General features: G+C 68.6%; 20 protein-coding genes. 6 read left to right on the top strand and 14 right to left on the bottom strand.

Annotated elements, in window-relative coordinates:
* The first annotated feature begins 28 nt into the window (after window positions 1-28).
* Entirely contained in the window at window positions 29-1,078 is a 1,050-nt protein-coding gene (locus VK92_RS20020) for an ABC transporter ATP-binding protein (protein WP_048024288.1), read from the top strand.
* A gap of 67 nt (window positions 1,079-1,145) precedes the next feature.
* On the opposite strand, the gene VK92_RS20015 is transcribed toward VK92_RS20020, so the two are convergent.
* The 9 genes from VK92_RS20015 to VK92_RS19975 all read right to left on the bottom strand — a co-directional run bounded on the left by VK92_RS20015 (window position 1,146) and on the right by VK92_RS19975 (window position 9,694).
* Window positions 1,146-1,661, bottom strand: a complete 516-nt coding sequence (locus VK92_RS20015; RefSeq protein WP_048024289.1) for an SRPBCC family protein — start codon at window positions 1,659-1,661, stop codon at window positions 1,146-1,148.
* A 44-nt stretch (window positions 1,662-1,705) separates the two neighbouring features.
* The gene (locus tag VK92_RS20010) at window positions 1,706-2,338 is read right to left on the bottom strand and encodes a LolA family protein (RefSeq protein WP_027788221.1); all 633 of its coding nucleotides are present in this window, start codon (window positions 2,336-2,338) and stop codon (window positions 1,706-1,708) included.
* Entirely contained in the window at window positions 2,335-2,766 is a 432-nt protein-coding gene (locus tag VK92_RS20005) for a quinol oxidase (protein ID WP_419761814.1), read from the bottom strand. The genes VK92_RS20010 and VK92_RS20005 overlap by 4 nt, the downstream gene beginning before the upstream one ends.
* A gap of 33 nt (window positions 2,767-2,799) precedes the next feature.
* Window positions 2,800-3,585 carry an anti-sigma factor family protein gene (locus VK92_RS20000; protein WP_048024292.1) on the bottom strand — a complete coding sequence of 262 codons (786 nt, stop codon included), beginning with the start codon at window positions 3,583-3,585 and terminating at the stop codon, window positions 2,800-2,802.
* On the bottom strand, window positions 3,582-4,097 hold the full coding sequence (locus VK92_RS19995) for a sigma-70 family RNA polymerase sigma factor (RefSeq protein WP_021164148.1): 516 nt from the start codon (window positions 4,095-4,097) through the stop codon (window positions 3,582-3,584). The genes VK92_RS20000 and VK92_RS19995 overlap by 4 nt, the downstream gene beginning before the upstream one ends.
* A gap of 27 nt (window positions 4,098-4,124) precedes the next feature.
* The gene (locus VK92_RS19990; RefSeq protein ID WP_048024294.1) at window positions 4,125-4,484 is read right to left on the bottom strand and encodes a COG4315 family predicted lipoprotein; all 360 of its coding nucleotides are present in this window, start codon (window positions 4,482-4,484) and stop codon (window positions 4,125-4,127) included.
* Window positions 4,485-4,771: 287 nt separating this feature from the next.
* Window positions 4,772-7,105 carry a beta strand repeat-containing protein gene (locus VK92_RS19985; RefSeq protein WP_048024296.1) on the bottom strand — a complete coding sequence of 778 codons (2,334 nt, stop codon included), beginning with the start codon at window positions 7,103-7,105 and terminating at the stop codon, window positions 4,772-4,774.
* Between the two features lie 497 nt (window positions 7,106-7,602).
* Window positions 7,603-8,847 (bottom strand): NAD(P)/FAD-dependent oxidoreductase, encoded by a 1,245-nt coding sequence (locus tag VK92_RS19980; RefSeq protein WP_048024298.1) that lies wholly within the window; start codon window positions 8,845-8,847, stop codon window positions 7,603-7,605.
* Between the two features lie 67 nt (window positions 8,848-8,914).
* Window positions 8,915-9,694 carry an ABC transporter substrate-binding protein gene (locus VK92_RS19975; RefSeq protein ID WP_027788228.1) on the bottom strand — a complete coding sequence of 260 codons (780 nt, stop codon included), beginning with the start codon at window positions 9,692-9,694 and terminating at the stop codon, window positions 8,915-8,917.
* Window positions 9,695-10,072: 378 nt separating this feature from the next.
* On the opposite strand from VK92_RS19975, the gene VK92_RS19970 reads away from it, so the two are divergent.
* The 5 genes from VK92_RS19970 (at window position 10,073) to VK92_RS19950 (ending at window position 15,428) form a co-directional block, all read left to right on the top strand.
* Window positions 10,073-11,035 (top strand): ornithine cyclodeaminase family protein, encoded by a 963-nt coding sequence (locus VK92_RS19970; protein WP_048024300.1) that lies wholly within the window; start codon window positions 10,073-10,075, stop codon window positions 11,033-11,035.
* Window positions 11,032-11,826, top strand: coding sequence for a helix-turn-helix transcriptional regulator (locus VK92_RS19965; protein WP_082160866.1), 795 nt, complete (start codon window positions 11,032-11,034; stop codon window positions 11,824-11,826). Before VK92_RS19970 ends, VK92_RS19965 begins: the two co-directional genes overlap by 4 nt.
* A gap of 207 nt (window positions 11,827-12,033) precedes the next feature.
* On the top strand, window positions 12,034-12,765 hold the full coding sequence (locus tag VK92_RS19960) for a DsbA family oxidoreductase (protein WP_048468189.1): 732 nt from the start codon (window positions 12,034-12,036) through the stop codon (window positions 12,763-12,765).
* A 136-nt stretch (window positions 12,766-12,901) separates the two neighbouring features.
* Window positions 12,902-14,341 (top strand): DHA2 family efflux MFS transporter permease subunit, encoded by a 1,440-nt coding sequence (locus VK92_RS19955; protein ID WP_048026827.1) that lies wholly within the window; start codon window positions 12,902-12,904, stop codon window positions 14,339-14,341.
* A 298-nt stretch (window positions 14,342-14,639) separates the two neighbouring features.
* On the top strand, window positions 14,640-15,428 hold the full coding sequence (locus tag VK92_RS19950; protein ID WP_048026828.1) for a sulfite exporter TauE/SafE family protein: 789 nt from the start codon (window positions 14,640-14,642) through the stop codon (window positions 15,426-15,428).
* A gap of 120 nt (window positions 15,429-15,548) precedes the next feature.
* Here the strand turns inward: VK92_RS19950 and VK92_RS19945 are convergent, their stop codons facing one another.
* The 5 genes from VK92_RS19945 to VK92_RS19925 form a co-directional block, all read right to left on the bottom strand.
* On the bottom strand, window positions 15,549-15,842 hold the full coding sequence (locus VK92_RS19945) for a hypothetical protein (protein WP_230965917.1): 294 nt from the start codon (window positions 15,840-15,842) through the stop codon (window positions 15,549-15,551).
* Window positions 15,843-15,984: 142 nt separating this feature from the next.
* Complete coding sequence (locus VK92_RS19940; protein WP_048026831.1) at window positions 15,985-16,542, bottom strand: nucleotidyltransferase domain-containing protein; 558 nt, start codon at window positions 16,540-16,542, stop codon at window positions 15,985-15,987.
* 258 nt (window positions 16,543-16,800) lie between these two features.
* The gene (locus VK92_RS19935) at window positions 16,801-18,636 is read right to left on the bottom strand and encodes a S10 family peptidase (RefSeq protein WP_048026829.1); all 1,836 of its coding nucleotides are present in this window, start codon (window positions 18,634-18,636) and stop codon (window positions 16,801-16,803) included.
* Between the two features lie 613 nt (window positions 18,637-19,249).
* Window positions 19,250-21,340 (bottom strand): D-(-)-3-hydroxybutyrate oligomer hydrolase, encoded by a 2,091-nt coding sequence (locus tag VK92_RS19930; RefSeq protein WP_048026830.1) that lies wholly within the window; start codon window positions 21,338-21,340, stop codon window positions 19,250-19,252.
* Window positions 21,341-21,476: 136 nt separating this feature from the next.
* The gene (locus VK92_RS19925; RefSeq protein ID WP_021157129.1) at window positions 21,477-21,842 is read right to left on the bottom strand and encodes a BON domain-containing protein; all 366 of its coding nucleotides are present in this window, start codon (window positions 21,840-21,842) and stop codon (window positions 21,477-21,479) included.
* Window positions 21,843-22,275 lie beyond the last annotated feature (433 nt).

Raw genomic sequence — 22,275 nt, 5'->3', positions numbered from 1 at the left:
GCGCCGCCCTTTTTCCCCGGAACCGCCCATGAGTGAACTACGCATCCGCGGCCTGTCCAAATCGTTCGGATCGCATACCGTCCTGCACGACATCGACCTCACGGTGCGGCGCGGTTCGCGCCTCGCGCTGCTCGGCCCGTCCGGCAGCGGCAAGACCACCCTGCTGCGCGTGCTGTGCGGCTTCGAGCGCGCCGAGCGCGGCACCGTCGAAATCGACGGGCGCCGCGTGGCCGCGCTCGACCTGCACCTGCCGCCCGAGGCACGCCGGATCGGCTACGTGCCGCAGGAAGGCGCGCTGTTTCCGCATCTGTCGGTGGCCGACAACATCGCGTTCGGGCTGCCGCGCGCGGCGCGGCGGCGCCATCATCGCGTCGACGAACTGCTCGAGATGGTCGGGCTGCCCGCATCGTATGCGAGCCGCGCGCCGCAGCAACTGTCGGGCGGCCAGCAGCAGCGCGTCGCGCTCGCCCGCGCGCTCGCACCGGAGCCGTCGCTCGTGATCCTCGACGAACCGTTCTCCGCGCTCGACACGTCGCTGCGCCACGAAACGCGCGGCGCGGTCGCGGATGCGCTCGCCGCGGCGGGTGCGACATCGGTGCTCGTCACGCACGACCAGCCCGAGGCGATGACGCTCGGCGACGAAGTGGCGGTGATGTGGCACGGCCGCCTCGTACAAACCGCCGCGCCGCAGACGCTGTACCGGCAGCCGGTCACGCGCGACGTCGCGTCGTTCGTCGGGCAAGCCGTGCTGCTCGCCGGCCGCGTGCGCAGCATGCGCATCGCCTGCGCGCTCGGCGAACTGCCGCTCGTCGCGCCGCTGCCCGACGGGCCGGCCGACGCGATGCTGCGTCCCGAGCAGATCGGCATCGTGCCGGTCACGCAGGCCGACGCCGCGCGCGGCCACATGGCGCGCGTCGAAGCCGCGCAGTTCGCGGGCCAGGATGCCGACGTGGTCGTGCGCCTCGATGCCGATCCCGACGTGCTCGTGCGCGCTCGCGTGCCGGGACACCGGTGTCCGGCCGTGGGCGAACGTGTCGCCCTGGTGGTGGATGGCGCGGTGATGGCGTACGCGCGCTGAGCGGCGCGGTGCGGCGTTTGGCGTTTGGCGTTTGGCGTTTGGCGCTTTTACACGCGTTCACGCACGTTCAGGCATCGGCGCAACCCGCATCCGGCAACGGCCGGAAAATCCGGCCGTCCGTCTCGACGGCCGCGCCCAGCAGCCGCGCGAGCCCCTTCGCGCCTTCGCGCATCACGACGTCGTGATTCCATCGGAACATCGGCCGACCCAGCGGCTCCAGCCAGTTCATCCAGCGCACGTGCGTGCGGATGTGCCAGTCGTAGCTCACGATCGTGCGCGCGCCGTCGGCGGCGAACGACCAGCATCCGTCGCCCTCGATCGCGCCGCTCGCGCGGCCTTCGAGCGCATGACGCGGCTCGACGCGTCGCACGCGCATGTTGAAGGTCAGCCGGTACGGCAGCGCGCCCTTCCACGTGTACCGGTGCAGCGCGCCGACGCCGCGCACGTCGCCCGGCTCGATCTCGACGGTGCGCACGGCGCCCTTCCACCAGTCGGGCCAGCGGTCGACCTGGTAGATCGCGTCCCACACCGCCGCGAGCGGCGCGTCCACGCGCCAGGTCGTCGAGAACCTGTATTCCGCCATGCAGCCTCCGGCATGCCCGTCAGGGGCATGAGTCAGTGCACCGTTCAGGGCGCGAAGAAACGTTCGGGAAACGCGACGTCGATCTCGACGTCGTCGAGCGTCACGGTCTCCAGCGGCACGTCGCCATCGTCCGCGAAGCTGACGACCTTCAGCGGAAAACCGTCCTCGGTATCCAGCCAGAGCCGGTAGCGATGCACGCCGTCGACCGCGTGCGCGGGCGCACCCGTGACCGACACGCGCAGCGCGGTCCGGCCGCCGACGGCCTCCTCGCCTTCGGTCACCGTCGAGCCGCCTTCCTGCAGCGCATGAACGTTGCGCAACAGTTCGCCGACGTCGGACCGGTCGACCCGGTGGCCGCTGCGGTCGCGCACGAGCGGATTGGACGGCGACAGCGTCAGCGCGGGCGGTGCATGCGCGCCGAACGGGCGCAGCCGCACCTTGCCGTCGCCGGGATCGTACGCGAGCACCGCGCCGTGATGCGGCGACACGAAATCCATCCGGACGAAGCCCGGTTTCAGGTACGCGTAGCGGAATTCCGTGTGTTCGCCGCTGCGCGCGGACGAGCGGATCGTCGCGCGGTACGAGCGGACGTGGTCGAAATGCGCCTGCGCGACGGTCACGGGATCGGCGGTCATGCTCGCTCCTATCAGGCTCGCGGCCAGCAACGCGGCGATCACGGCGCCGCCTCGACATCGAGCACGCCTTCCATCCCGCGCTCGCGATGGCTGCTGAAAAACAGCAGCCGATGCGTGCAATAGTAGGCGAACCGGCCCGGCTGCGCCGGCGTGAAGCGAAACGTCTTCGGCGTCGTGCCGAGGTCCATGTGCACCACGATGCCGGCCTGCGGCGCATCGATTTCGAAACTGTGCGGCACCAGGCCGGGCTCGGCCGACACGGTCAGCTCGACCGGCACGTGCGCCCTCACGATCACGTGGTTCGGCCGGAAGAAATAGCTGCCGCCGACGATCGCGACCCGCTGCACGCCGTCGGCGTCGACGGGCACGCGCACGGGTGCGTCACCTTCCGCCCGGGCAAGCGGCGTGCCCGCGGCGAGTGCCGCCAGCAACGGGATCAGCACGAGCCCCTTCGTCATCGTCATCGTCATCTTCATCGCTTGCTCCGTACCGGCGCCGCCGCGTCACCCCTTCCACGCGTCGGTCTGGCCGCCGAGCTCACCGCACGCTTCGATCGCGAGTTCACGCAGGCGCCGTTCATCGCCCCGGCCGGACAATGCGTAACCCATCCCGCGATCCGACCAGAAATACGTGTAGCGGTCGCCGGCCGACATCGCCCGCGGTGCGACGCGCCGTGCGTCGTAGGCCGTCATGTAAAGCGTCACGCGCTCGCCGTCCGCGCGCTGGTACATGAGTTGCGCGGCCGGCCCCGCGTCGCCCGGGAGCAGCCGGCCGCCGAGCAGCGCGTAGCCGTATTCGTCGAGCGACGGCGCGCGCACGGGCCGCCCGAGACGCGCGGACAGCCACCCGGCGAGGCGTTCCGAGTCGCCCGCTCCGACTTCGACCGGATGTTCGCGATCGGCCACGTACGTCGCGTACGCGACATCCGCGCGCGCGGCGAACGCCGGTTCGCTGTCGAGCGCGACCCAGCCCGCGTGCAGCGCGATGCCGATCAGCAGCCCGGCCGCGAGCCCCGCGAGCGCATAGGCGATCCCGCGCCGACGCGGCGCGCGGCGCTGCACGAACAGCGCGGGCGCGGCACCCGGCAGCGGAAACAGCGCCTGCAGCGCGTCGCGCTGCGCCCGGTAATGCGCGAATCGTTCGGCCTCCTCCGGATCGGCCTGCACCCGCTCGAGCATCTCGTTTCGCTCGCGCCCGGACAGCTCGCCGTCCAGCAACGCGGACAGCAGTTGCGCCGACGCATCGTCGTCCCGTTCGTCGTTCGAAGGTTTGCGCGGTTCGTCCATCATGTCTTCCCGATCACCCGTAACGCGGCCGTGCCGTGCGCCGACGGCTCGTCCGACAGCATCGCGCGCATCTGCCCGCGCGCCCGTGCGAGGCGCGACATCACCGTTCCCACCGGGACACCGAGCACCTGTGCAGCATCGCGATAACTCAACTCCTCGAGCGCGACCAGCAGCAACACCTCGCGCTGCTCGACCGGCAGCCGGTACAGCGCGCGCTGCACGTCGCGCAGCACCAGCCCGCCGATCTCGCCGGCCGGCGCGGCCATCGTCTGCCACGGCGCCGTCGCATCGTCGACCGCGATCTCGTGCCGCGCGCGCAACTGGTCGATGAAGCGGTGCCGCAGCAGCGTCAGCAGCCACGCGCGCAGGTTGCCGCCATCGCGCGGCGGGCGGTTCAGTGCACGCTCGAGCGTGTCCTGCACGAGATCGTCCGCCCAGGCGCGGTCGCCCGTCAGCGCACGCGCATAGCGCGTGAGATGCGGCAGCCACACCAGCAGATCCGATTCATAGCTCATCAGGATGCCTCGCGCACCGCCACGCGGTCACGGGCGCGCAACGTGCCACATGCCGCCGATCCCGTCGCCGCCCGCGTCGCCGGGCTTGCGATCCTGCTTCCAGCGATACAGCGGGCGCCCGCGATACGCCCATTGCTTGCGGCCGGCGTCGCGCGCGACGAGACTCAGCGCACCCGCGGCCTTGTCGTACGCGTCGGCGAGCGCGGGCGGCCAGTTGGCCGCGCACGCGCTGTCGCACGCGCTCTTGCCGGGCGCGTCGCGATCGAACACGTAGAGCGTCATGTGATCTTCGTCGACCAGTTTGCCGTCGCCGGCACGGGGCGGTTCCGCGGCAGCCGGCCGCACGATAGCCGCCGTCAGCGCGGCGGCAACGAGTATCCGTTTCATGTCCTTTCTCCTTGGCACGGCATCGCGACACGGCGGCACCGGCAGGAACGATCGGCTTCGTCACGACGATTATCCCGCCGGCCGGCGCTGCCGGGATTCGGTATGTAAACGGACGAAGGAGGCCGAATATTCCGCGTCGGCCGCGACCGTTCATGCCGCGACCATTCATGCGACAAAAGAAAGCCCGCCCCAAAAAGGACAACGCGGCATGACATCCCTGTCATGCCGCGTTGCGCGACCCGTTGCGCTCGGCGGCCGATATCGCGCCGCCGAGCGTGTCCGGCCGTTTACTTCGGCAGTGCGCCCGTCAGCGACTGGAGCAGCGACGACACCGGTGCGAGCGGGTTGCCCGGCGCGCTGTTGCCCGAATGCGGCGTGACCGACAGGCCCGGCGCGGAGCCGAGCGCCGTGCCCACCGTCGTGCCGACCGCGTTGACAACAGTCGCCGTCGCGTTGCCGCCCGTCGTCAGCAGCGAGCCAACCGCACCCGCCGTGCCGCCGGCTGCGTTCGCGCCCGAGCCGAGCAGGCTGCCGCCCGCCGCTGCCGTCGAACCGGCCGCGCCCGACAGCGCGCCGGCCGCCTGCCCGAGGGCCACCGGACCGTTCGCGAGTGCGCCCGTCACCGAACCGAGCGCACCGGTCAGTGCGCCGGCCGCGTTGCTGCCGCCCGTCAGGCCGCTCACGAGGTTCGTGATCGGTGCGATCGGGTTGTTGCCCGCCGCGCCCGACAACGTGCCGACGACCTGGTTCACGACGCCTTGCACCGGCGCCAGCGGGTTCGACCCGCCGAGGTTGCCGAGCGTACCGACCACCTGGTTCACGACGCCCTGCACCGGCGCCAGCGGGTTCGTGCCGCCGAGGTTGCCGAGTGCGCCCACGACGGAGCCGACCGCGTTACCCAGTGCATTCGTGGCCGTGCCGACCGCATTGCTGTTGCCCAGCGTGCCGACGACCTGGTTCACGACACCCTGCACCGGCGCCAGCGGATTCGAGCCGCCGAGGTTGCCAAGGCTGCCGAGTGCGCCCGTCACCGAGCCGAGTGCACCGGTCAGCGCGCCAGCCGCGTTGCCGCCCGTCGGCAGTGCGTTCTGCAGGCCGTTGACGAGGTTCGTGATCGGCGCGATCGGGCTGCCGCCACCGGCGCCGGACAGCGTGCCGACGACCTGGTTCACGGCGCCTTGCACCGGCGCCAGCGGATCCGAGCCGCCGAGCGTGCCCGCGAGCTGCGTGACGACACCTTGCACCGGCGCCAGCGGGCTGCCCGCGCCGCCGACGTTGCCGAGCGTGCCCGTGATCGTGTTGACCGCGTTGCTCAGCGTGCCGGCCGGGTTGCCGCTGCCGAGCGCACCCGTGACCTGGTTCACGACACCTTGGACCGGGGCCAGCGGGTTCGAGCCGCCGCCGATGCCGCCCAGTGCGCCCGTGACCGTGCCGAGTGCGCCGGTCAGTGCGCCTGCGGGGTTGCCGCCGCCGAGCGCACCCGTTGCGGTACCGAGTGCGTTGCTTAGCGTCCCGGTCGCCGTGTTCAGTGCGCCGGTCAGCGCACCCGCGGGATTGCCGCCGCCGATAGCGCCCAATGCGCCGAGCGCCCCCGTCACGTTGCCGATTGCACCGGTTACCGTGCCGGCCGGATTGCCAGCACCGAGCTCACCCGCCACGGTACCGAGCGCCCCCGTCAACGCACCAGCCGGGTTACCACCGCCGAGTGCACCCGTCACTTGATTGACGACACCTTGAACCGGCGCCAGCGGATTCGCCCCACCACCGACATTGCCCAGCGCACCGGTCACCGTACCGAGTGCCCCCGTCAACGCACCTGCCGGGTTGCCGCCACCGAGTGCGCCCGTGACTTGATTCACCACGCCCTGCACCGGCGCCAGCGGATTCGCCCCACCACCGACATTCCCCAGCGCACCGGTCACCGTACCGAGTGCCCCCGTCAACGCACCTGCCGGGTTGCCGCCACCGAGTGCGCCCGTGACTTGATTCACCACGCCCTGCACCGGCGCCAGCGGATTCGCCCCGCCACCGACATTCCCCAGCGCACCGGTCACCGTGCCGAGTGCCCCCGTCAACGCACCAGCCGGGTTGCCTCCACCGAGTGCGCCCGTGACTTGATTGACGACACCTTGAACCGGCGCCAGCGGATTCGCCCCGCCGCCGACATTGCCCAGTGCCCCCGTCACCGTGCCAACCGCATTGCCCAACGCACCCGTCGCCGTATTCAGCGCACCGCTCAACGCGCCAGCCGGGTTGCCGCCGCTCAGCGCACCCGTCACCTGGTTCACCACACCCTGAACCGGCGCGAGCGGCTGCACCGTGCCGCCGCCACCGCCGAGTGCACCCGTCACCGCCCCCACGGCGCCCGACAGTGCCTGGCCGGGATCGCCAAGGGACGTCTGGATCGCGCCCGCTCCGCCCGCCGCCACAGTGACCGAACCCAGCGGCGACGTCCCCGTCGCGACCAGCCCGACCGAGACGCTGTTCGTCGGCGGGTTGACGATCACTTGCGGGATCGGCAGCCCATCAAGGGGCCCCGCCACCGCGGAACCCGAAGCCAGTACCCCGAACACCGTCGCGACCGACAGCGCTGCACCCGTCAATTTCAGATTTTGTCCCATCTTTGTTTTTCCCCATCTCGGTTGGCACAACGTTGATAAAGCATGGGGACGGATTGCACGAAGTGTGCCAATTCGAAAAACCGGATGGATTCGTCTGTCTATTGGCAAGCAATAACGCTTTTTTAATCGATTTCAGACGAAAAGCACGACTCCGGCATCACAATCATCTGATGAAAAAGCGCGGCGAAGCCCGGATGTAACGTAACGTTTGCGAGCCCCGTGGTAACGTGTTCCGGTACATTCCGCGTAACACCGGAACGCGCCGCCGGGGTGGTGCATCAGACCGTCACGAGCGGCGGCCGATTACACATTTCAGCAAAATGAAAATGCATTGATAAATCGCCGATTTGCTGATTTTCTTTATTTGGCGATCATCTTTCTTGCCGATTACGCAGATCATTTCCGATTGCGTGATTTCCGGTAATTCGGATAGCAGAATGAAACATTGTAAAGGCCGCGTCGCAACCGGCGCGCGCGAGGCTGCGCGCGCCGCGGGATCAGCCGAAGCGTGCGGGCCGGTAAGGATGGGGATCGATATAGGTCGGCGCGCCCGTCATCATTTCGGCGAGCAGGCGCCCGGTCGCGGGGCCGAGCGTGAGCCCGTGGTGACAATGGCCGAATGCGAACCACAGGTGACGATGGCGCGGCGCGGGCCCGATCACCGGGCGCATGTCGGGCGTGCACGGCCGCATCCCGAGCCACGGCTCGGGATCGAGCCGCTCGCCGATGCCGAACGCGTCGCGCGCCAGCGGTTCCGCACGCGCGAGCTGCACGCCGGTCGGCGGTGCGCCGCGCAGCGCGATCTCGACGCCGGTCGTGAGCCGCAGCCGTCCGCCTTCCATCGGCGCGACGACGAAACCTTCCTCGGTATCGCACACGGGCACGTTCAACGGTGCACGCGTCGGCCGGTAGTGCATGTGGTAGCCGCGCTTCGCGCGCAGCGGAATCCGGTAGCCGAGCGGCGCGAACACGTGATCGGACCACGGCCCGAGCGCGACCACCGCCGAGCGCGCCGAGACCGGCCCATGTTCGGTACCGACCTGCCAGCCGTCCTCCACCTGCACGAGCGTCTTGGCATCGCCGAGCACGAACGTGCCGCCGTCGCGCTCGAACAACCGCGCGTAGGCCTTGGTCAGCCCGCCCGGGCTCGACACGGTCTTCGGGTCCTGCCAGTGGAATGCGCCGCAGAACGCGTCGCTGACGCCGGGCTCCGTCGCGCGCAACGCACGTGCGTCGAGCACCGTCATCCGCAAGCCGTGCGCGTCGGCCACGCGCTGCTGCACGCGCGCTTCCGCATCGAACAGCGCGGGCGACCGGAACGCTTCGATCCACCCGCCGTCGTGCACGAGCGGCTGCGCATCGGTACGCGCGAGCAGCGCGTCGTGCTCGACGACGCTCGCCGCGACGAGCGGCAGCAGGTCGCGCGCGGCGGCCGCGAGCCGCTGCGGCGACGATTCGCGCCAGAAGCGCGCGAGCCAGCCCGCATACGCGGGCAGCGCGCGGTAGTCCCAGTAGAGATCGACCGAGCGGTTGCGCGCATAGCGCAGCAAAGTGCCGAGCCGGCGCGGAAACGCGTACGGCACGACCGACGAGCGTTCGATCAGCCCCGCATTGCCGTGGCTCGTTTCCTCGCCGGGCGCGCGCCGGTCGACGAGCGCGACACGCAACCCGCGATCCTGCAGATGCAGCGCCGACGACACGCCGACGATGCCGGCCCCCAGAACGATGACGTCGAAATCCATGGTTCCCCGTACTGCGTCGAGATTCGATGCGGCACGCGCCGGCCCGGCGGCCGGCGCGCGGCGGTCATTACTTCGCGACGATGTCGCGCTTGAAGTACTTCTGCGACAGCGCGCCGAGCGTGCCGTCCTTCTTCAGCGCGTCGAGCGCGCCGACGATCTTCGCCTGCAGCGCCTTGTCGTTCTTGCGCATCCCGAAGCCCGTGCCTTCGCCGAGCGTCGCCGGATCCTTCAGCGGCTCGCCGACGATCTGGTAGTCGCGGCCGGCCGGCTTGTCGAGGAAACCGTCCTGCGCGGTCTGCGCTTCCTGCACCGCCGCGTCGAGACGACCCGCGACGAGATCGGCGTAGATCTGGTCCTGATCCTGGTACGACACGACGGCCACGCCCGCGTTGGCCCAGTGCGCCTTCAGGAAATCCTCCTGTGACGAGCCCTGCAGCACGCCGACGTGCTTGCCGCGCAGGCTCGCGACGTCGGGCCGCAGCGGCGAGCCGTGCTTCGCGACCATCACGATCGGCACCACGTAGATCGCCGGCGTGAAGTCGATGCTCTGCTTGCGCTTCGCGGTGATGTTCATCGCCGAATTGATCGCGTCGAACTTGCGCGCCTGCAGCGCCGGAATCAGGCCGTCGAACGAATTCTCGACCCACACGCACTTCATGTTCAGCTTCGCGCACACCGCGTTGCCGATGTCGACGTCGAAACCCTGCAGCTGACCGGCCGGCGTCTTGCTCTCGAACGGCGGATAGGCGGCTTCGATCCCGAAGCGCAACGTGGTCTGTTCGGCGTGGGCCGTGACGGCCGCACAGGCGAGCGCCGCAGCGGCGCAGAGGGAGAGCTTCCAGTTCATGACGGTCCTTCCGTTCTGGATTGAGGCGATGAAGATCGGTACACGACGGCCGCGGCCGGGCGCCGGATCGGCATTCGAAGCGGGCGGTCGCCACGCGGCGGTGCATCGTGTCCTGCACGCGAAATATAGACTCAAAGTCTACGATAGACTATAGGGGATACGAGAATCGTGCCCCGATACGCGGCATCGGAAATTCATCCGACATCGAAAACACCCTTGATTTATCGATGTTTTTCCAGAATCTCGCGATGACACGCAGTCTCGAAAAGAAAAATTCTCCCGATTCCGTTTGTCTATATTAGACTTTTCGTCCATCACGAACACAGCCGGACACGTCGCTCGAGACAGTCCTGTCCGGCCCCGACCGGAGATGTCCTCATGACGCAAACCGCCCCGACCCTGCCGCTGACCGTCGACGAAGCCGCGGTGCGCGCGGCCCTGCCGTCGCTCGACGTGCTCGGCACGCTGCGCAGCATGTTCGCGTCGCTCGCCGCGGCGCGCGCAGTGCAGCCGCCGCAAACGCTCACGCTGTTTCCCGGGCAGGCCGGCGACTTCATCACGTATCTGGGCGCGCTCGCCGACGCGCAGGTGTTCGGCGCGAAGCTGTCGCCGTACGTCGTGACGGGCGGCAAGCCCATCGTCACCGCGTGGACCGCGCTGATGTCGATGCGCACGGGCCAGCCGCTGATGTGGTGCGACGCGGGCCTGCTGACGGTCGAGCGCACGGCCGGCACGACCGCGCTCGCGGTCGATTGTCTCGCGCCGCGCAACGCGCGCCATCTCGCGATCGTCGGCGCGGGCGCGGTCGGCCTCGCGCATCTGCGGCACACCGCGGGACTGCGCGACTGGGAGACGATCCGCGTGTACTCGCCCGCGCTCGCCGGCGACGCGGGGCAGCAGGCGGCGCTTGCGCAGCTCGACCCGCGCGCACGCGCCGCGGCGAGCGTCGAAGCCTGCGTGCGCGACACAGACGTCGTGATGCTGTGCACGTCGTCGGGCACGCCCGTGCTCGGCGACGGGATACTCACGCGTCCCGCGCTCGTCACGTCGATCAGCACGAACGTCGCGCGCGCGCACGAGATCCCGCCCGCGTGGCTGCCCGGCATGGACGTGTACTGCGACTACCGGCACACGACGCCCGCGAGCGCCGGCGAAATGCAGATCGCGACGGCCGAGCACGGCTGGGAAGCCGCGCGGATCTCCGGCGACCTGCCCGCGCTCGTCGCCGGCACCTGCCCGGCACCGTCGTACGCGCGTCACGCATTCTTCCGCTCGATCGGCCTCGGGCTCGAGGACATCGCGATCGCGCACGCGCTGTACACGCACCTGACGCGCGCATGAGCGGCACGCGAGCGCGGGGCCGATACAATGGCGCAACCGCCGCGGCGGCCGCGCGCGGGCGCACGGGCATGCCGACCACCGGCGCGCCGCCTCGCCGGCTCGATGGGCCGCCCGGCCCCCGCCCACCCGAGATGGCGACACCGATGCGCAAGAAGAAATCCCCCGTCAAAGACCTGCTGCTCACCCGTTATGCGCCGATCGCCGACGGTATCGCCGCGCTGTTCTTCCCGTACGCGGAAGTCGTGATCCACGACCTGCACGACCAGACCGTGCTGTATCTCGCGAACAACCTGTCGAAGCGCGAGGTCGGCGACGATTCCGCGCTGGAGGAAATCGATCATTCCGCGCGCGAGCGCGTGATCGGCCCGTACGAGAAGCTGAACTGGGACGGCCGGCGGATGCGCTGCGTGAGCAACGTGCTGTTCGACGACGAAGGCCACCCGGCCGGGATGATGTGCATCAACTTCAACATCGCGGTGTTCGACGAGGTGCGCGCGACGCTCGACCTGTTCATCAAGGGTGCGGGCGTGATCGCACAGCCGGACGAGCTGTTCCGCGACGACTGGCAGGAGCGCATCAACATGTTCCTGCACGGCTGGCTGCGCGAGCGGCAGGTCGGGCTGAACGGGCTCACGCGCGAGCACCGGCGCGAGCTCGTCGAAGCGCTGTACGCGGAGGGCGCGTTCCGCGGCAAGAGCGCGGCGAACTACGTCGCGAATGTGCTCGGGATGGGCCGCGCGACGGTCTACAAACACCTCAAGCACCTGAAGGAAACGCAGGGCGACGCGTAAGCGAAACGCGGGGGCGGGCGGGTTCGCCCGTTCGTCGGGACGCGCGGCGGCGGCCGGTATCGGCCATCGCTATCGGTGCGCCGCTTCCGTGTCTATGCTTCGTGATGCGGCGGGCGCCCGTTTCACGCGCCCGCCCGGCCTGGACGAAGCGTCGAAGCACAAGTGATATAGTCCCGGTTACACTTTTTTTGCTGCCCGGAACCGCCCATGACGACCGCTCCCGCCCCGATTGCCCGCCCGACCCTGACCGTCGAAATCTGGTCCGACCTGATCTGCCCGTGGTGCTGGATCGGCAAGCGCCGCTTCGACGAGGCGCTCGCCGCGTTCGCGCACGCCGAGCGCGTCGACGTCGCGCTGCGCGCATACCGGCTGATGCCGGGCCAGCCGGTCGAGCCGGTCGAGGCGATGCTCGCCGGCAAGTACCGGATGTCGCCCGCGCAGGTCGACCAGATGCTGCGCCAGGTGACCGATGCGGCCGCGAGCGTCGGGCTGCGGTACGACCTGCCCGGCACGCTCGTCGGCGACACGCTCGACGGCCACCGGCTCGTGAAGCTCGCGGAAGCGACGGGCCGCGCGCACGCGCTGACCGAGCGGCTGTACCGCGCGTATTTCTGCGAGCACGGCTCGCTGTTCGATCACGCCGAGCTCACCGAATTCGCGGTCGAAGCGGGGCTCGAGCGCGCGGCCGTCGAAGACGTGCTGCGCAGCGACCTGTATCGCGACGAAGTCGAAGCCGATATCGCGCGCGCCGCGCAGATCGGCGGGCGCGGCGTGCCGCTGTTCGTGTTCGGCGGCCGTTACGCGGTGTCGGGCGCGCAGCCGGCCGACGCGTTCGCGCAGGCGCTCGACCAGGCATGGCGCGACGGCATCGTCGAGCTCGACGGCAGCGACGCGGCCGCCTGCGGCCCCGACGGCTGCGAACTGCCGGCGCGCACATAACGCCCGTCGCATCCGTCACGCGCGTCCCGCCCGGACGCGCGACTACGCATCGCTCCTGCCACAAACCGGCAGGAAGCCCGCGCCGAGGGGGCCTACAATGCATCCTTTCAAATAACTATCAGAAGGCTGCAAGCCCATGACCCACGGGATCCACGGCGAGAAGCGCTGGTACGCGCTGATCGTCCTCTGCCTCGGCGTGCTGATGATCGTGCTCGACAGCACGATCGTGAACGTTGCGCTGCCGTCGATCAGCACCGACCTCCATTTCACCGAAACGGCCCTCGTGTGGGTCGTCAACGCGTACCTGCTGACGTTCGGCGGCTGCCTGCTGCTCGGCGGCCGGCTCGGCGACCTGTATGGCCAGCGGCGCATGTTCCTCGCCGGCCTCGTCGTGTTCACGCTCGCGTCGCTCGCATGCGGCCTCGCCCAGTCGCAGACGATGCTGATCGCCGCGCGCGCGGTGCAGGGGCTCGGCGGCGCGGTGGTGTCGGCCGTGTCGCTGTCGCTGATCATGAATCTCTTCACCGAGCCCGGCGAGCGCGCGCGGGCGATGGGCGTGTACGGCTTCGTCTGCGCGGGCGGCGGCAGCATCGGCGTGCTGCTCGGCGGGCTGCTGACGAGCTCGCTGTCGTGGCACTGGATCTTCCTCGTCAACCTGCCGATCGGCATCGCCGTCTATGCGATGTGCGTCGCGCTGCTGCCGCGCCTGCGCGCGCCGGCCGGCACCGCACGGCTCGACGTCGCGGGCGCGGTCACCGTGACCGCGTCGCTGATGCTGGCGGTCTACGGGATCGTCGGCGGCAACGAAGCCGGCTGGCTGTCGACGCAGACCGTCGTGCTGATCGGCGCCGCGGTCGCGCTGCTCGCCCTGTTCATCGCGATCGAGGCGCGCGCCGCGCATCCGCTGATGCCGCTCACGCTGTTCGCCGCACGCAACGTCGCGCTCGCGAACGTGATCGGCGTGCTGTGGGCGGCCGCGATGTTCGCGTGGTTCTTCCTGTCCGCGCTGTACATGCAGCGTGTGCTCGGCTACGGGCCGCTGCAGGTCGGTCTCGCGTTCCTGCCGGCGAACCTGATCATGGCTGCGTTCTCGCTCGGGCTGTCCGCGCGCATCGTGATGCGCTTCGGGATCCGCGGCCCGATCGCGGCCGGCCTGCTGATCGCGGCCTGCGGCCTCGCCCTGTTTTCGCGCGCGCCGGTGGACGGCGGCTTCGCCTGGCACGTGCTGCCCGGCATGACGCTGCTCGGCATCGGCGCGGGCGTCGCGTTCAACCCGATGCTGCTCGCCGCGATGAGCGACGTCGATCCGGCCGATTCCGGGCTCGCGTCGGGGATCGTCAACACCGCGTTCATGATGGGCGGCGCGCTCGGTCTCGCCGTGCTCGCGAGCCTCGCAGCCGCCCGCACCGACGTGCTCGCGGCCGCGAACGCCGCGCCGCTCGACGCACTGAACGGCGGCTACCATGCAGCCTTCGCGTTCGGCGCGGCATTCGCTGCCGCCGCCGCGCTGATCGGGCTCGCGCTGCGCATCCGGCGGCAGGACGCCGTCGAAGATGCCGGCCCCGCGATGCACTGACGCCGACGAGCCGCAGGCGGCGGATGAATCCGGCCGTCTGTATCGAACCTGGGGCGCGCACCGTCGCGCCCTTTTTCTTCTTCCGGGTGCCGCGCACCGCCCGTCCTGTCGTCGCAGGCCGGCACCGGCCACCACGTTGGCCCTGCTCGTTCAAACGCCCGTTTCAGCGCCGCCTGCCGCCCGCGCCTTCCCGGCCGATTTTTAACGCAGTCGTACACCGACCCGCCACATTTGCGACAATGGCGGACTTTGACCCACGCGCCGCTACCGCCGAACGCCGCATAACCGCCTCCTTCCGATGTCGCTTCCCCATATCGATCTGCTGTACTCGTTGTCCGGCCTGTTCGTCGGCATCCTCGTCGGCCTGACCGGCGTCGGCGGTGGTTCGTTGATGACGCCGATCCTCGTGCTGCTGTTCGGCGTCCACCCCGCGACGGCGGTCGGCACCGACCTGCTCTATGCGGCGGCGACCAAGGCCACCGGCACGCTCGTCCACGGCCTGAAGGGCTCGATCGACTGGCGCATCACGGGCCGGCTCGCGACAGGCAGCGTGCCGGCCGCGGCCATCACGCTGTGGTGGCTGCACACGCACGGGATGAATACGCCGGGCACCGCGCGGATGATCCAGCTCGTGCTCGGCGTCGCGCTGCTGCTCACGTCGCTCGCGCTGATCTTCCGGCCGCAGCTCACCGCGTTCGCCGCGCGCAACCCGCTCACACCGAGCCCCGCGCGCACGCTGTGGTCGACCGTGCTGACGGGCGCCGTGCTCGGCGTGCTCGTGTCGATGACGTCGGTCGGTGCCGGCGCGATCGGCGTCACCGTGCTCCTGCTGCTGTATCCGATGCTCGCGACGACCCGCATCGTCGGGTCCGACATCGCGCACGCGGTACCGCTCACGCTGGTCGCCGGCATGGGCCACTGGCTGCTCGGCTCGGTCGACTGGTCGATGCTGCTGTCGCTGCTGCTCGGCTCGTTGCCGGGCATCGTGCTCGGCAGCCTGCTGTCGGCGCGCGCACCCGAGCGGCTGCTGCGCAACCTGCTTGCCGCGACGCTCGTCGCAGTCGGCGTGAGGCTCGTGCTCGCGTAGGCGGCCCGGCGCAGTGCTCCGCCGTGTCGTGAATCGACACCCGCTCGTCTCCGACAAAAGACACCGTCCCCGTGGGTGAACCGCCTTCCCCACATGGGTTGACGGAGTCCCGAACAATTCTCAGGGCGTACCCGTCAGCGCACGCGCAACGGGCAGGTATTTGGTCAGGATGCCCAGCATCGTCGCGGCCTCGGCCTTCGACACCGTGGGAAACGGAGAAACGTACGACGTGCCGTTGCGGCGCTCGTGTGCCTTCGTGATGAACGCAAACTCCTGAGGACTCACGCCCAGCGAGGTAGACACGCGTTGGATTGCCAGGTTACGGCCGGCATCTTTGGTTCGCACCTCATAAAACTCCAGGATCGCCTGTACCACCTGAAAGTAGCCTTCATAGGCCAAGGTAAATACTTGCAAATGCCGGGCGGAATCCAGCTCGGCGGCAGTGGCCTTGTAGTCCGCAGCATTGCGCAGGAAGCCCTCGATTGCTCCGGTGTCGGCGCAACCGCATCGAAGGCTTTCGCCCTGATGAGGTTTTCGTATTCGGTCGGACGCGGCATCACAATATCCTCAGCGTGGGGCCTTGAGCGATCTGGGCCATGACAGGGTCGGCGTCTACCAGCGCAGCCCATTCGGCCGGCTCGTACAAAGAAAAGTTGACGGGACGCAGCAGACTTTGCTCGACCACGTGCAAGGCTTCAGATAGCTCGAGGAGCGGGACGTTCCCGATGACGATCAGATCGATGTCGCTATGGCCGCTGTCGGAACCCTTGGCCACCGAGCCGAACACGAATGCCGTGGTGATATGCGCCGCAAACGGCGATAAGGCTTCCTTCAACGGCTCTGCAACGGCGAACGACTTGCGTGCGATGCTGACAAGTTCCGGATAGAGGACGAATTCCGTATTCGCGCGGATGCTCCTTTGTCGGCCTCGACGGGCGTCCTCGGTGAGTACGCCGACTTCCACCAGCCGATCCACCTGCTTTTGAGCACTTCCGCGCCCGCTGTCTGCCAGACGCAGCAGTTCCTGTAACGTATAGCTTCGATCGGGTTGCAGTAGCGTCGCACCCAACACCCGCTGCATGCCCGGTGTGAAGAGAAAATCAGCAAGACCCATGCGAATCCTCATAATAAGGACAATTGTCCTTATTATGAGGATTTACCGGAAAATCCTCAATAGAGGGCTATTCATCCCTCTTTTAAGGATTCGACAAGGACGCGCCGGCCCCAAACAAGACGATGCCCCGGAAGTCCATGACTCACGGGGCATCCTGAAAAACGACAGCACCGCCATCGACGCGCGCCACGTGACGAACCGGAGCGCGTCGATGGCGGTGCCTTTACATCGCTTCGGACGGCAAGCCGCCCGCTCCGCTTACTGCCCCTGCTGCTGCAGTTTCTGCTGCTTGAGCTGCTGCGTGCGCGCCTGCAGCTTCAGCACCCGTTGCAGCGCAGTACGGTTCGCGAGGATCCCGTCGTAGAAGTTGGCGAGATCGCCCTTCAGCGCGGTCCGCGACGCGTCGTTCAGGTAGATCATGTGGCCCGACGGGTAGTTCTTGATCGTCAGGTTCTGCGCCTTGAGCGTCGGATCGAGCGGCATCTGCGCGAGCGTCAGCTCCGTCTGGTGGAACGGCGTGACGGCGTCGAAATAGCCGTTCGCCGACAGCACCTTCAGGTCCGGGTTCACGCTCATCGTCGACGCCAGGTCGCCGGCCGTGTACAGCGTGTTGCCGCCGCCCTTGTTCGCGCCGGTCGGGTCGGTGTGGCTGAAGTCCCAGTTGTTGAAGACCTGGTCGTTCAGGTCCACGAACGACGACGTCGACATGTACTTGAGGTCGGTGTTGATGTAGCTGTTCCACAGCACCGTATACGCGCCGCCGACGTTCGTGATCGACGGATCGTTGCTGCCCGAGTTCGGCAGGATGTACGGCGCGATGCCCTTGCCCGTGAAGTTCGCGCGACCGTCGTACTGGCCGATCTGCGTGCCCGGCACGAGCGTCAGGAAGAAAGTGTACGGCGGGTTGTCGTCCGACGACGGCACGTTGCCGAGCGCGGCCGGGTTGCCGAACGTCTGGATCAGCGACGTCGGGTCCGTGCCGATGTACGCGCCCATCTGCTGCGCGGTCTGCAGGTTCAGGTTCAGCCGCACGTTCACGAAGCCGCCGTCCTGCGGGTTCGGCTTCTGCGCAAGCGGCGCGAGCGTGTTGTCCGCGTAGTTGCGAGCCTGGACCATGTACGCGTCGAGATCGGTCGGCGTCGGGTTGAGCGTCGTCTTCTTCCAGTAGAACGCGTCGGCCGCGAGTGTCGGGAACGTGCCCGGCGCGGACAACGCATTCGCGTAGTCGAGGATCGACGACTGCAGCGTGATCCCGTTCAGGTCGATGCCGTCCTCGTGCAGCACCCACGACACGACCGCGCTGCGCGCGGTGCCGTACGACTCGCCGTACAGGAATTTCGGCGAATTCCAGCGCGAGTACTTGGTCAGGTAGCGCTGGATGAAGCGGTCGATCGAGCGGGCGTCCTGGTCGGTGCCCCAGAAGTCCTTGTTCTTCGCCGGGGCGATCGCCGCCGAATAACCGGTGCCGACCGGGTTGATGAACACGAGGTCGGTACGGTCGAGCAGGCTGTCCGGGTTGTCGAGCAGCTTGTACGGCGCGGGCGGCGTGAAGTTCGGGAACGACGACTGCAGGCGCTTCGGCCCGTACGAGCCGAGCAGCAGGTAGACCGACGACGAGCCGGGGCCGCCGTTGTAGAAGAACGTGACCGGGCGCGGCTTCGACGGGTCCGGATTGTCCTGCGTGTACGCGACGTAGAACATCTTCGCGTTCGGCGCCGACGTGACCGGGTCGATCGTCGTCAGGTGGCCCGTGGTGGCCGTGTACTTGACGGTCTTGCCGCCGATCGTGACCGAACGGTGGACGACGGCCGCCCCTTCCGTGGAATCCGTGACCGCGTCGTTCGGCCCGGTGCCGTACACGTCGGTGTCGACGTACGGCTGGTCGGCCGCCGCGGCCGTTGCGCTGGTGTTGGCCTGCGTGCTGGCGCCGGCCGACGTCGCGGCCGCGGCGGCGGCCGAAGCAGCCGGGCTCGGCCCGTCGTCGCCGCCGCACCCCGTGACGAGCAGCGCCGCGGCCGCGGCTGCGGCGAGCGGCACGCTCAGTGTCGTTCCGAATAGCGCGAAACCGTCTTTCAAGGACTTCCGTGTCGTCATTATTGCCTCTCGAACAGAACGATAAATACCGCCGGTCGCAAAGGATCATTTGCGCCGGCGCTCCGCACCAGGAATGCATTCGTTATGCGACGCACTCCGAGTTTTTTACCGGATCGGCGAATACCGATCGGCACGATTTACCCCACCCATGTTTTTTGCAACCGCACAATGGAATCAATTCCATTGCAAACGGCAATTCAATAATCCGCAGCAATACGAATTCATTGCGCGAATTTGCATGCACACAAAATCGACGGCAAAAACACACCCCGCAAGGACCGCCCGACAAGGGCGCCTCGCTTCGAACAGACGAACGATCCCCCTCGGCGAGATACCGATTAATCGCAGAACAGCGATCAACCGTGACTCGAGCCGATCTAACAAAATCGAAAGGATCGATTAACTAAACGGAAAGGAATATCTTCGTATCTGTAATTTATTAAATTAAGTGAAAATACCGGCGCATATTAGGGTTCTGATTTAGCGCCGTAAAGTAAGAATTTGTTACAGCGCTCGCCATTCGGACAAAAGCCAATCCGGGACCGATTCCATTCGCTCAAAGAAAAAAGCCGGACGGCTGTCCGGCTTCGTGCGGGCGGCGCGGCGGGCGCCGTCAGAGCGGCACGTCGATCGTGCCGGCACCGGTCGTGATCGCGTTCGCCCCCGGCGCGGCCGAGATCGGCGGCAGGTTCGCGCTCGTCAGCGCGGGCGCGGCGCCCGGCGTGCCGCCGCGCGGCACCGTGCGGATCACCTGCGACGGCGGCAGCGGCGCACCGTTCTTCAGGTGCCGCCACATCAGGTTCAGCGCCTGCACGTTGTAGTAGTGAACCGGCACGAAGCGTGTGTCGAAGCCCGGCACCGGCAGGAACGCATCGAAGTGCTGGCCGTTCGTCACCTCGTAGAACACGAGCCGGCTGCGCCCGCCTTCGCTGATGCCGTTCTGTGCGACGTACGCGCGCGATGCGTGGTTCACGGGCACCAGCGCATCGCTGCGGCCCTGGACGATGATCGCCGGCTTGCCCTGCAGGTTCGCGTTCACGCGCACCGCGTCGACGTTCGCGGGCATCCCGAGCATCCCGTTCGTCCAGAGCTGGCGCAGGCACAGCGCGCCCGCGAAACTCGCATCGGGTGTCGCGAGCCGGTGGTCGATACCCGCGCCCGTGTTGAACACCAGGTTGATGCCGGCCGTCGGCGGCACGCCGTTGCCGGCGCCGAAGACGGCCGGCATCGGCGACGTGGCAGGCGCGGCGACGGCGCCCGTTGCCGGGTTCGTCGTCGCGAAGCTGAAATTGCACAGGTTGTCGGTGACGCGCGAGCGCGTGTACGCGTTCGCATACGTGACGGCGATCGCCGGAATCGCCTGCGAATCCCACATCGGCGCTTGCAGCAGGTCGGAATCGGCAAGGTAGCCGGCCGCGTGGAGCTGCGCGAGCGCGTCGGCGGCCTGGCTTTGCGTATCGGCCCCCGCCACGAGCCCGGCCGCGGCGAGCGTCGCGCAGCGCTGCGTGCGGATCGACTGCGTGGTCGCCGCCGGCAGCGCGCTCAGGTACGGCGCAGCGGCGAGCGACGCCGACGCGGCCGCGCACGGCTGAAGCAGGTTCGCGAGGGTCGCGTAGTCGGCCAGCGGCCGGCCGAACGACGGCACCGGCTGGCCGCCCGAGCGCACGACCGCATTCGGCGCCATCCGCACGTTGATTTGCGGCTCGCCGACCACGACCGCGGTGATCCAGCCGCGATTGTCCTGCTCGGCCGCCGCGAGCGACGCGCCGCCGCCGTTGCTGACCGACGCGGCGATCGTCGTGATGTCGCCCGCGCGATAGCGCACGCCGTGATGCGAGCTGTCGATCAGCGGGCCGAACTGCTCGTTGAGCGCCCAGTACGCGAACTCGACCGACTGCAGCGTCACGCGCCCCCAGTCCTGCTCGGGATTCTGCTGCGAATGCGCGTGCTTGAACGCATAGCGGTTCGGGAAGCGGGAATTGAAGGTGGCGAGATCGCCGCTCGTCACGTTCGCGGTGAACAGGCTCGCGGTGCCGGCCAGCACCGCGTTGGCGAGCGTGCCGTCGATCAGCGTGACGGTGTCCGACATGAGTTCGTGCGCGCCGTTGCCGCCGCCCTTGTCGTTGTAGGCGACCGCGCAGCCGCGCTTGAGCGCCCATTCGCCGGCTGCGGAAATCGCGCCGTACACGCCGCGCGAGCCCGACGACGTCGCGGTGACGATGCACGGCTGCGCGGGATTGAAGCTGGCGGGCACCTGCACGAGCAGCGTCACGTTCTTGCTGCCGCTGCCGTCGTCGGAATACGCGAGATATTCGGTGCCGGGGATCTTGCCTTCGCCGAGCGTGTCGTTGCCGTCGAGATCGACGTTCGGCCCCCAGAAGCGGCCGTAACCGCCGTTCGCGCTCATGTCGACGAGCGCGCGATAGTTCGACCAGATCGCCAGGCGGCGCAGCTCGGCGCCAGTCGGCCGGGCGGCGTTCGCGAAGCCGGGGGCGGTGGCCGAGCCGAGGCCCGTCTTGCCGAGGCCGGCCGTCAGCAGATCGTCGCTCGCGCCGTCATAGGCTGTCGTGCGCACGTTGCCGGACACGAAACCGGGCAGCCGGTTGCGCTCGGCCGATTCGTCGCCGTTACAGGCGCCGAGTAGCGCGATCGCGGCCAGCGCCGCGCCGAAAACCATCCGCCTGCCCCACCCGAGCCTCGTCATCGCCGCCCTCTCGATATCGTTATCGGTCCGCCGCCGCTTCATGCGGCTTGCGGCCTCTCAAGCGCAAACGGGCCCCGGCATGCCGGGGCCCGCCTGGAAACGGGCGCACGCGGCGCTCGCGCGCCGCCGCCCGGCATCACTGCTGCTGAACCGTCAGCTTGTTCGTGACCGACGTCACGCCCGCCACGCCCTTGGCTGCAGCTTCGGCCTTGTCGATCTGGTCCTGGGCCGGCATCGTGCCTTCCAGCGTGATCGCGCCGCCCTTCGAACGCACGACGAGGTTCGACACGTTCACGCCCGATTCCTTCGAAATCGCCTTGCGCACCGTATAGCCGAGCTTGCGGTTCGCCTTCTTCGCGGTTTTCGCGGCGGCCTTCGGCGCGCTGGTCGCTGCCGCGGGCGCTTCCGTTGCCGCCGCATCGCTCGACTGCGCATACACGCTGCCCGACAGACAGGCCGCCACGGCGGCGACACCCAACGCTCTCAACACGATCGACTTCATGCTATCTCCTTATCACTCCGGAACGGCCGTGCACAGTACGGCCGGATACCCCCAAAAACAGCCGGCCCGCGCGCGAACGGGCGGGACAGCCGGTGTTTTCCACGGCGATACGAGAGAGGCAAGACGGGCTGGCGGACGGCGCACGCGAGAGCGGGCCGGCCGGGCCGGACAGCCGCCGGCCGGACGCGCCCGGTCTCATTGCGTGCCGGGTCGCGCGCGAATCGGGCGCGGCTGCGTCGCACAATGTAATCCAGCGCCCGCGGAAGCGCAAAGCTTTTGACGCGGCGGCCCCCGCCGCTGTCGTCGCGCCGCACTCGCGCACGCACCGCGAAACCGGGTACCATCGCCGCGAGAATCCGCCTCGTCCGCGCCGACCGTCACCGATACGTCACGCCAGCGTCATCCGCCGCCCCCCAATGAAGCCAGCCCGCCC

This window comes from Burkholderia sp. LK4 (genome assembly GCF_001043615.1).
GTDB lineage: Bacteria > Pseudomonadota > Gammaproteobacteria > Burkholderiales > Burkholderiaceae > Burkholderia > Burkholderia cepacia.
The sequence above is the reverse complement of the archived record's forward strand: the minus strand, read 5'-3'. Positions and strand labels throughout refer to the sequence as shown.

Bases quoted from the DNA above. Each gene is read 5' to 3' on its own strand.
- VK92_RS19980 (WP_048024298.1), bottom strand. From the start codon at position 8,847: ATGGATTTCGACGTCATCGTTCTGGGGGCCGGCATCGTCGGCGTGTCG.
- VK92_RS19935 (WP_048026829.1), bottom strand. From the start codon at position 18,636: ATGACGACACGGAAGTCCTTGAAAGACGGTTTCGCGCTATTCGGAACG.
- VK92_RS19990 (WP_048024294.1), bottom strand. From the start codon at position 4,484: ATGAAACGGATACTCGTTGCCGCCGCGCTGACGGCGGCTATCGTGCGG.
- VK92_RS19940 (WP_048026831.1), bottom strand. From the start codon at position 16,542: ATGGGTCTTGCTGATTTTCTCTTCACACCGGGCATGCAGCGGGTGTTG.
- VK92_RS19970 (WP_048024300.1), top strand. From the start codon at position 10,073: ATGACGCAAACCGCCCCGACCCTGCCGCTGACCGTCGACGAAGCCGCG.
- VK92_RS19995 (WP_021164148.1), bottom strand. From the start codon at position 4,097: ATGAGCTATGAATCGGATCTGCTGGTGTGGCTGCCGCATCTCACGCGC.
- VK92_RS19930 (WP_048026830.1), bottom strand. From the start codon at position 21,340: ATGACGAGGCTCGGGTGGGGCAGGCGGATGGTTTTCGGCGCGGCGCTG.
- VK92_RS19950 (WP_048026828.1), top strand. From the start codon at position 14,640: ATGTCGCTTCCCCATATCGATCTGCTGTACTCGTTGTCCGGCCTGTTC.
- VK92_RS19985 (WP_048024296.1), bottom strand. From the start codon at position 7,105: ATGGGACAAAATCTGAAATTGACGGGTGCAGCGCTGTCGGTCGCGACG.
- VK92_RS19955 (WP_048026827.1), top strand. From the start codon at position 12,902: ATGACCCACGGGATCCACGGCGAGAAGCGCTGGTACGCGCTGATCGTC.
- VK92_RS20015 (WP_048024289.1), bottom strand. From the start codon at position 1,661: ATGGCGGAATACAGGTTCTCGACGACCTGGCGCGTGGACGCGCCGCTC.
- VK92_RS19965 (WP_082160866.1), top strand. From the start codon at position 11,032: ATGAGCGGCACGCGAGCGCGGGGCCGATACAATGGCGCAACCGCCGCG.
- VK92_RS20020 (WP_048024288.1), top strand. From the start codon at position 29: ATGAGTGAACTACGCATCCGCGGCCTGTCCAAATCGTTCGGATCGCAT.
- VK92_RS20000 (WP_048024292.1), bottom strand. From the start codon at position 3,585: ATGATGGACGAACCGCGCAAACCTTCGAACGACGAACGGGACGACGAT.
- VK92_RS19925 (WP_021157129.1), bottom strand. From the start codon at position 21,842: ATGAAGTCGATCGTGTTGAGAGCGTTGGGTGTCGCCGCCGTGGCGGCC.
- VK92_RS19960 (WP_048468189.1), top strand. From the start codon at position 12,034: ATGACGACCGCTCCCGCCCCGATTGCCCGCCCGACCCTGACCGTCGAA.
- VK92_RS19975 (WP_027788228.1), bottom strand. From the start codon at position 9,694: ATGAACTGGAAGCTCTCCCTCTGCGCCGCTGCGGCGCTCGCCTGTGCG.
- VK92_RS20005 (WP_419761814.1), bottom strand. From the start codon at position 2,766: ATGACGATGACGATGACGAAGGGGCTCGTGCTGATCCCGTTGCTGGCG.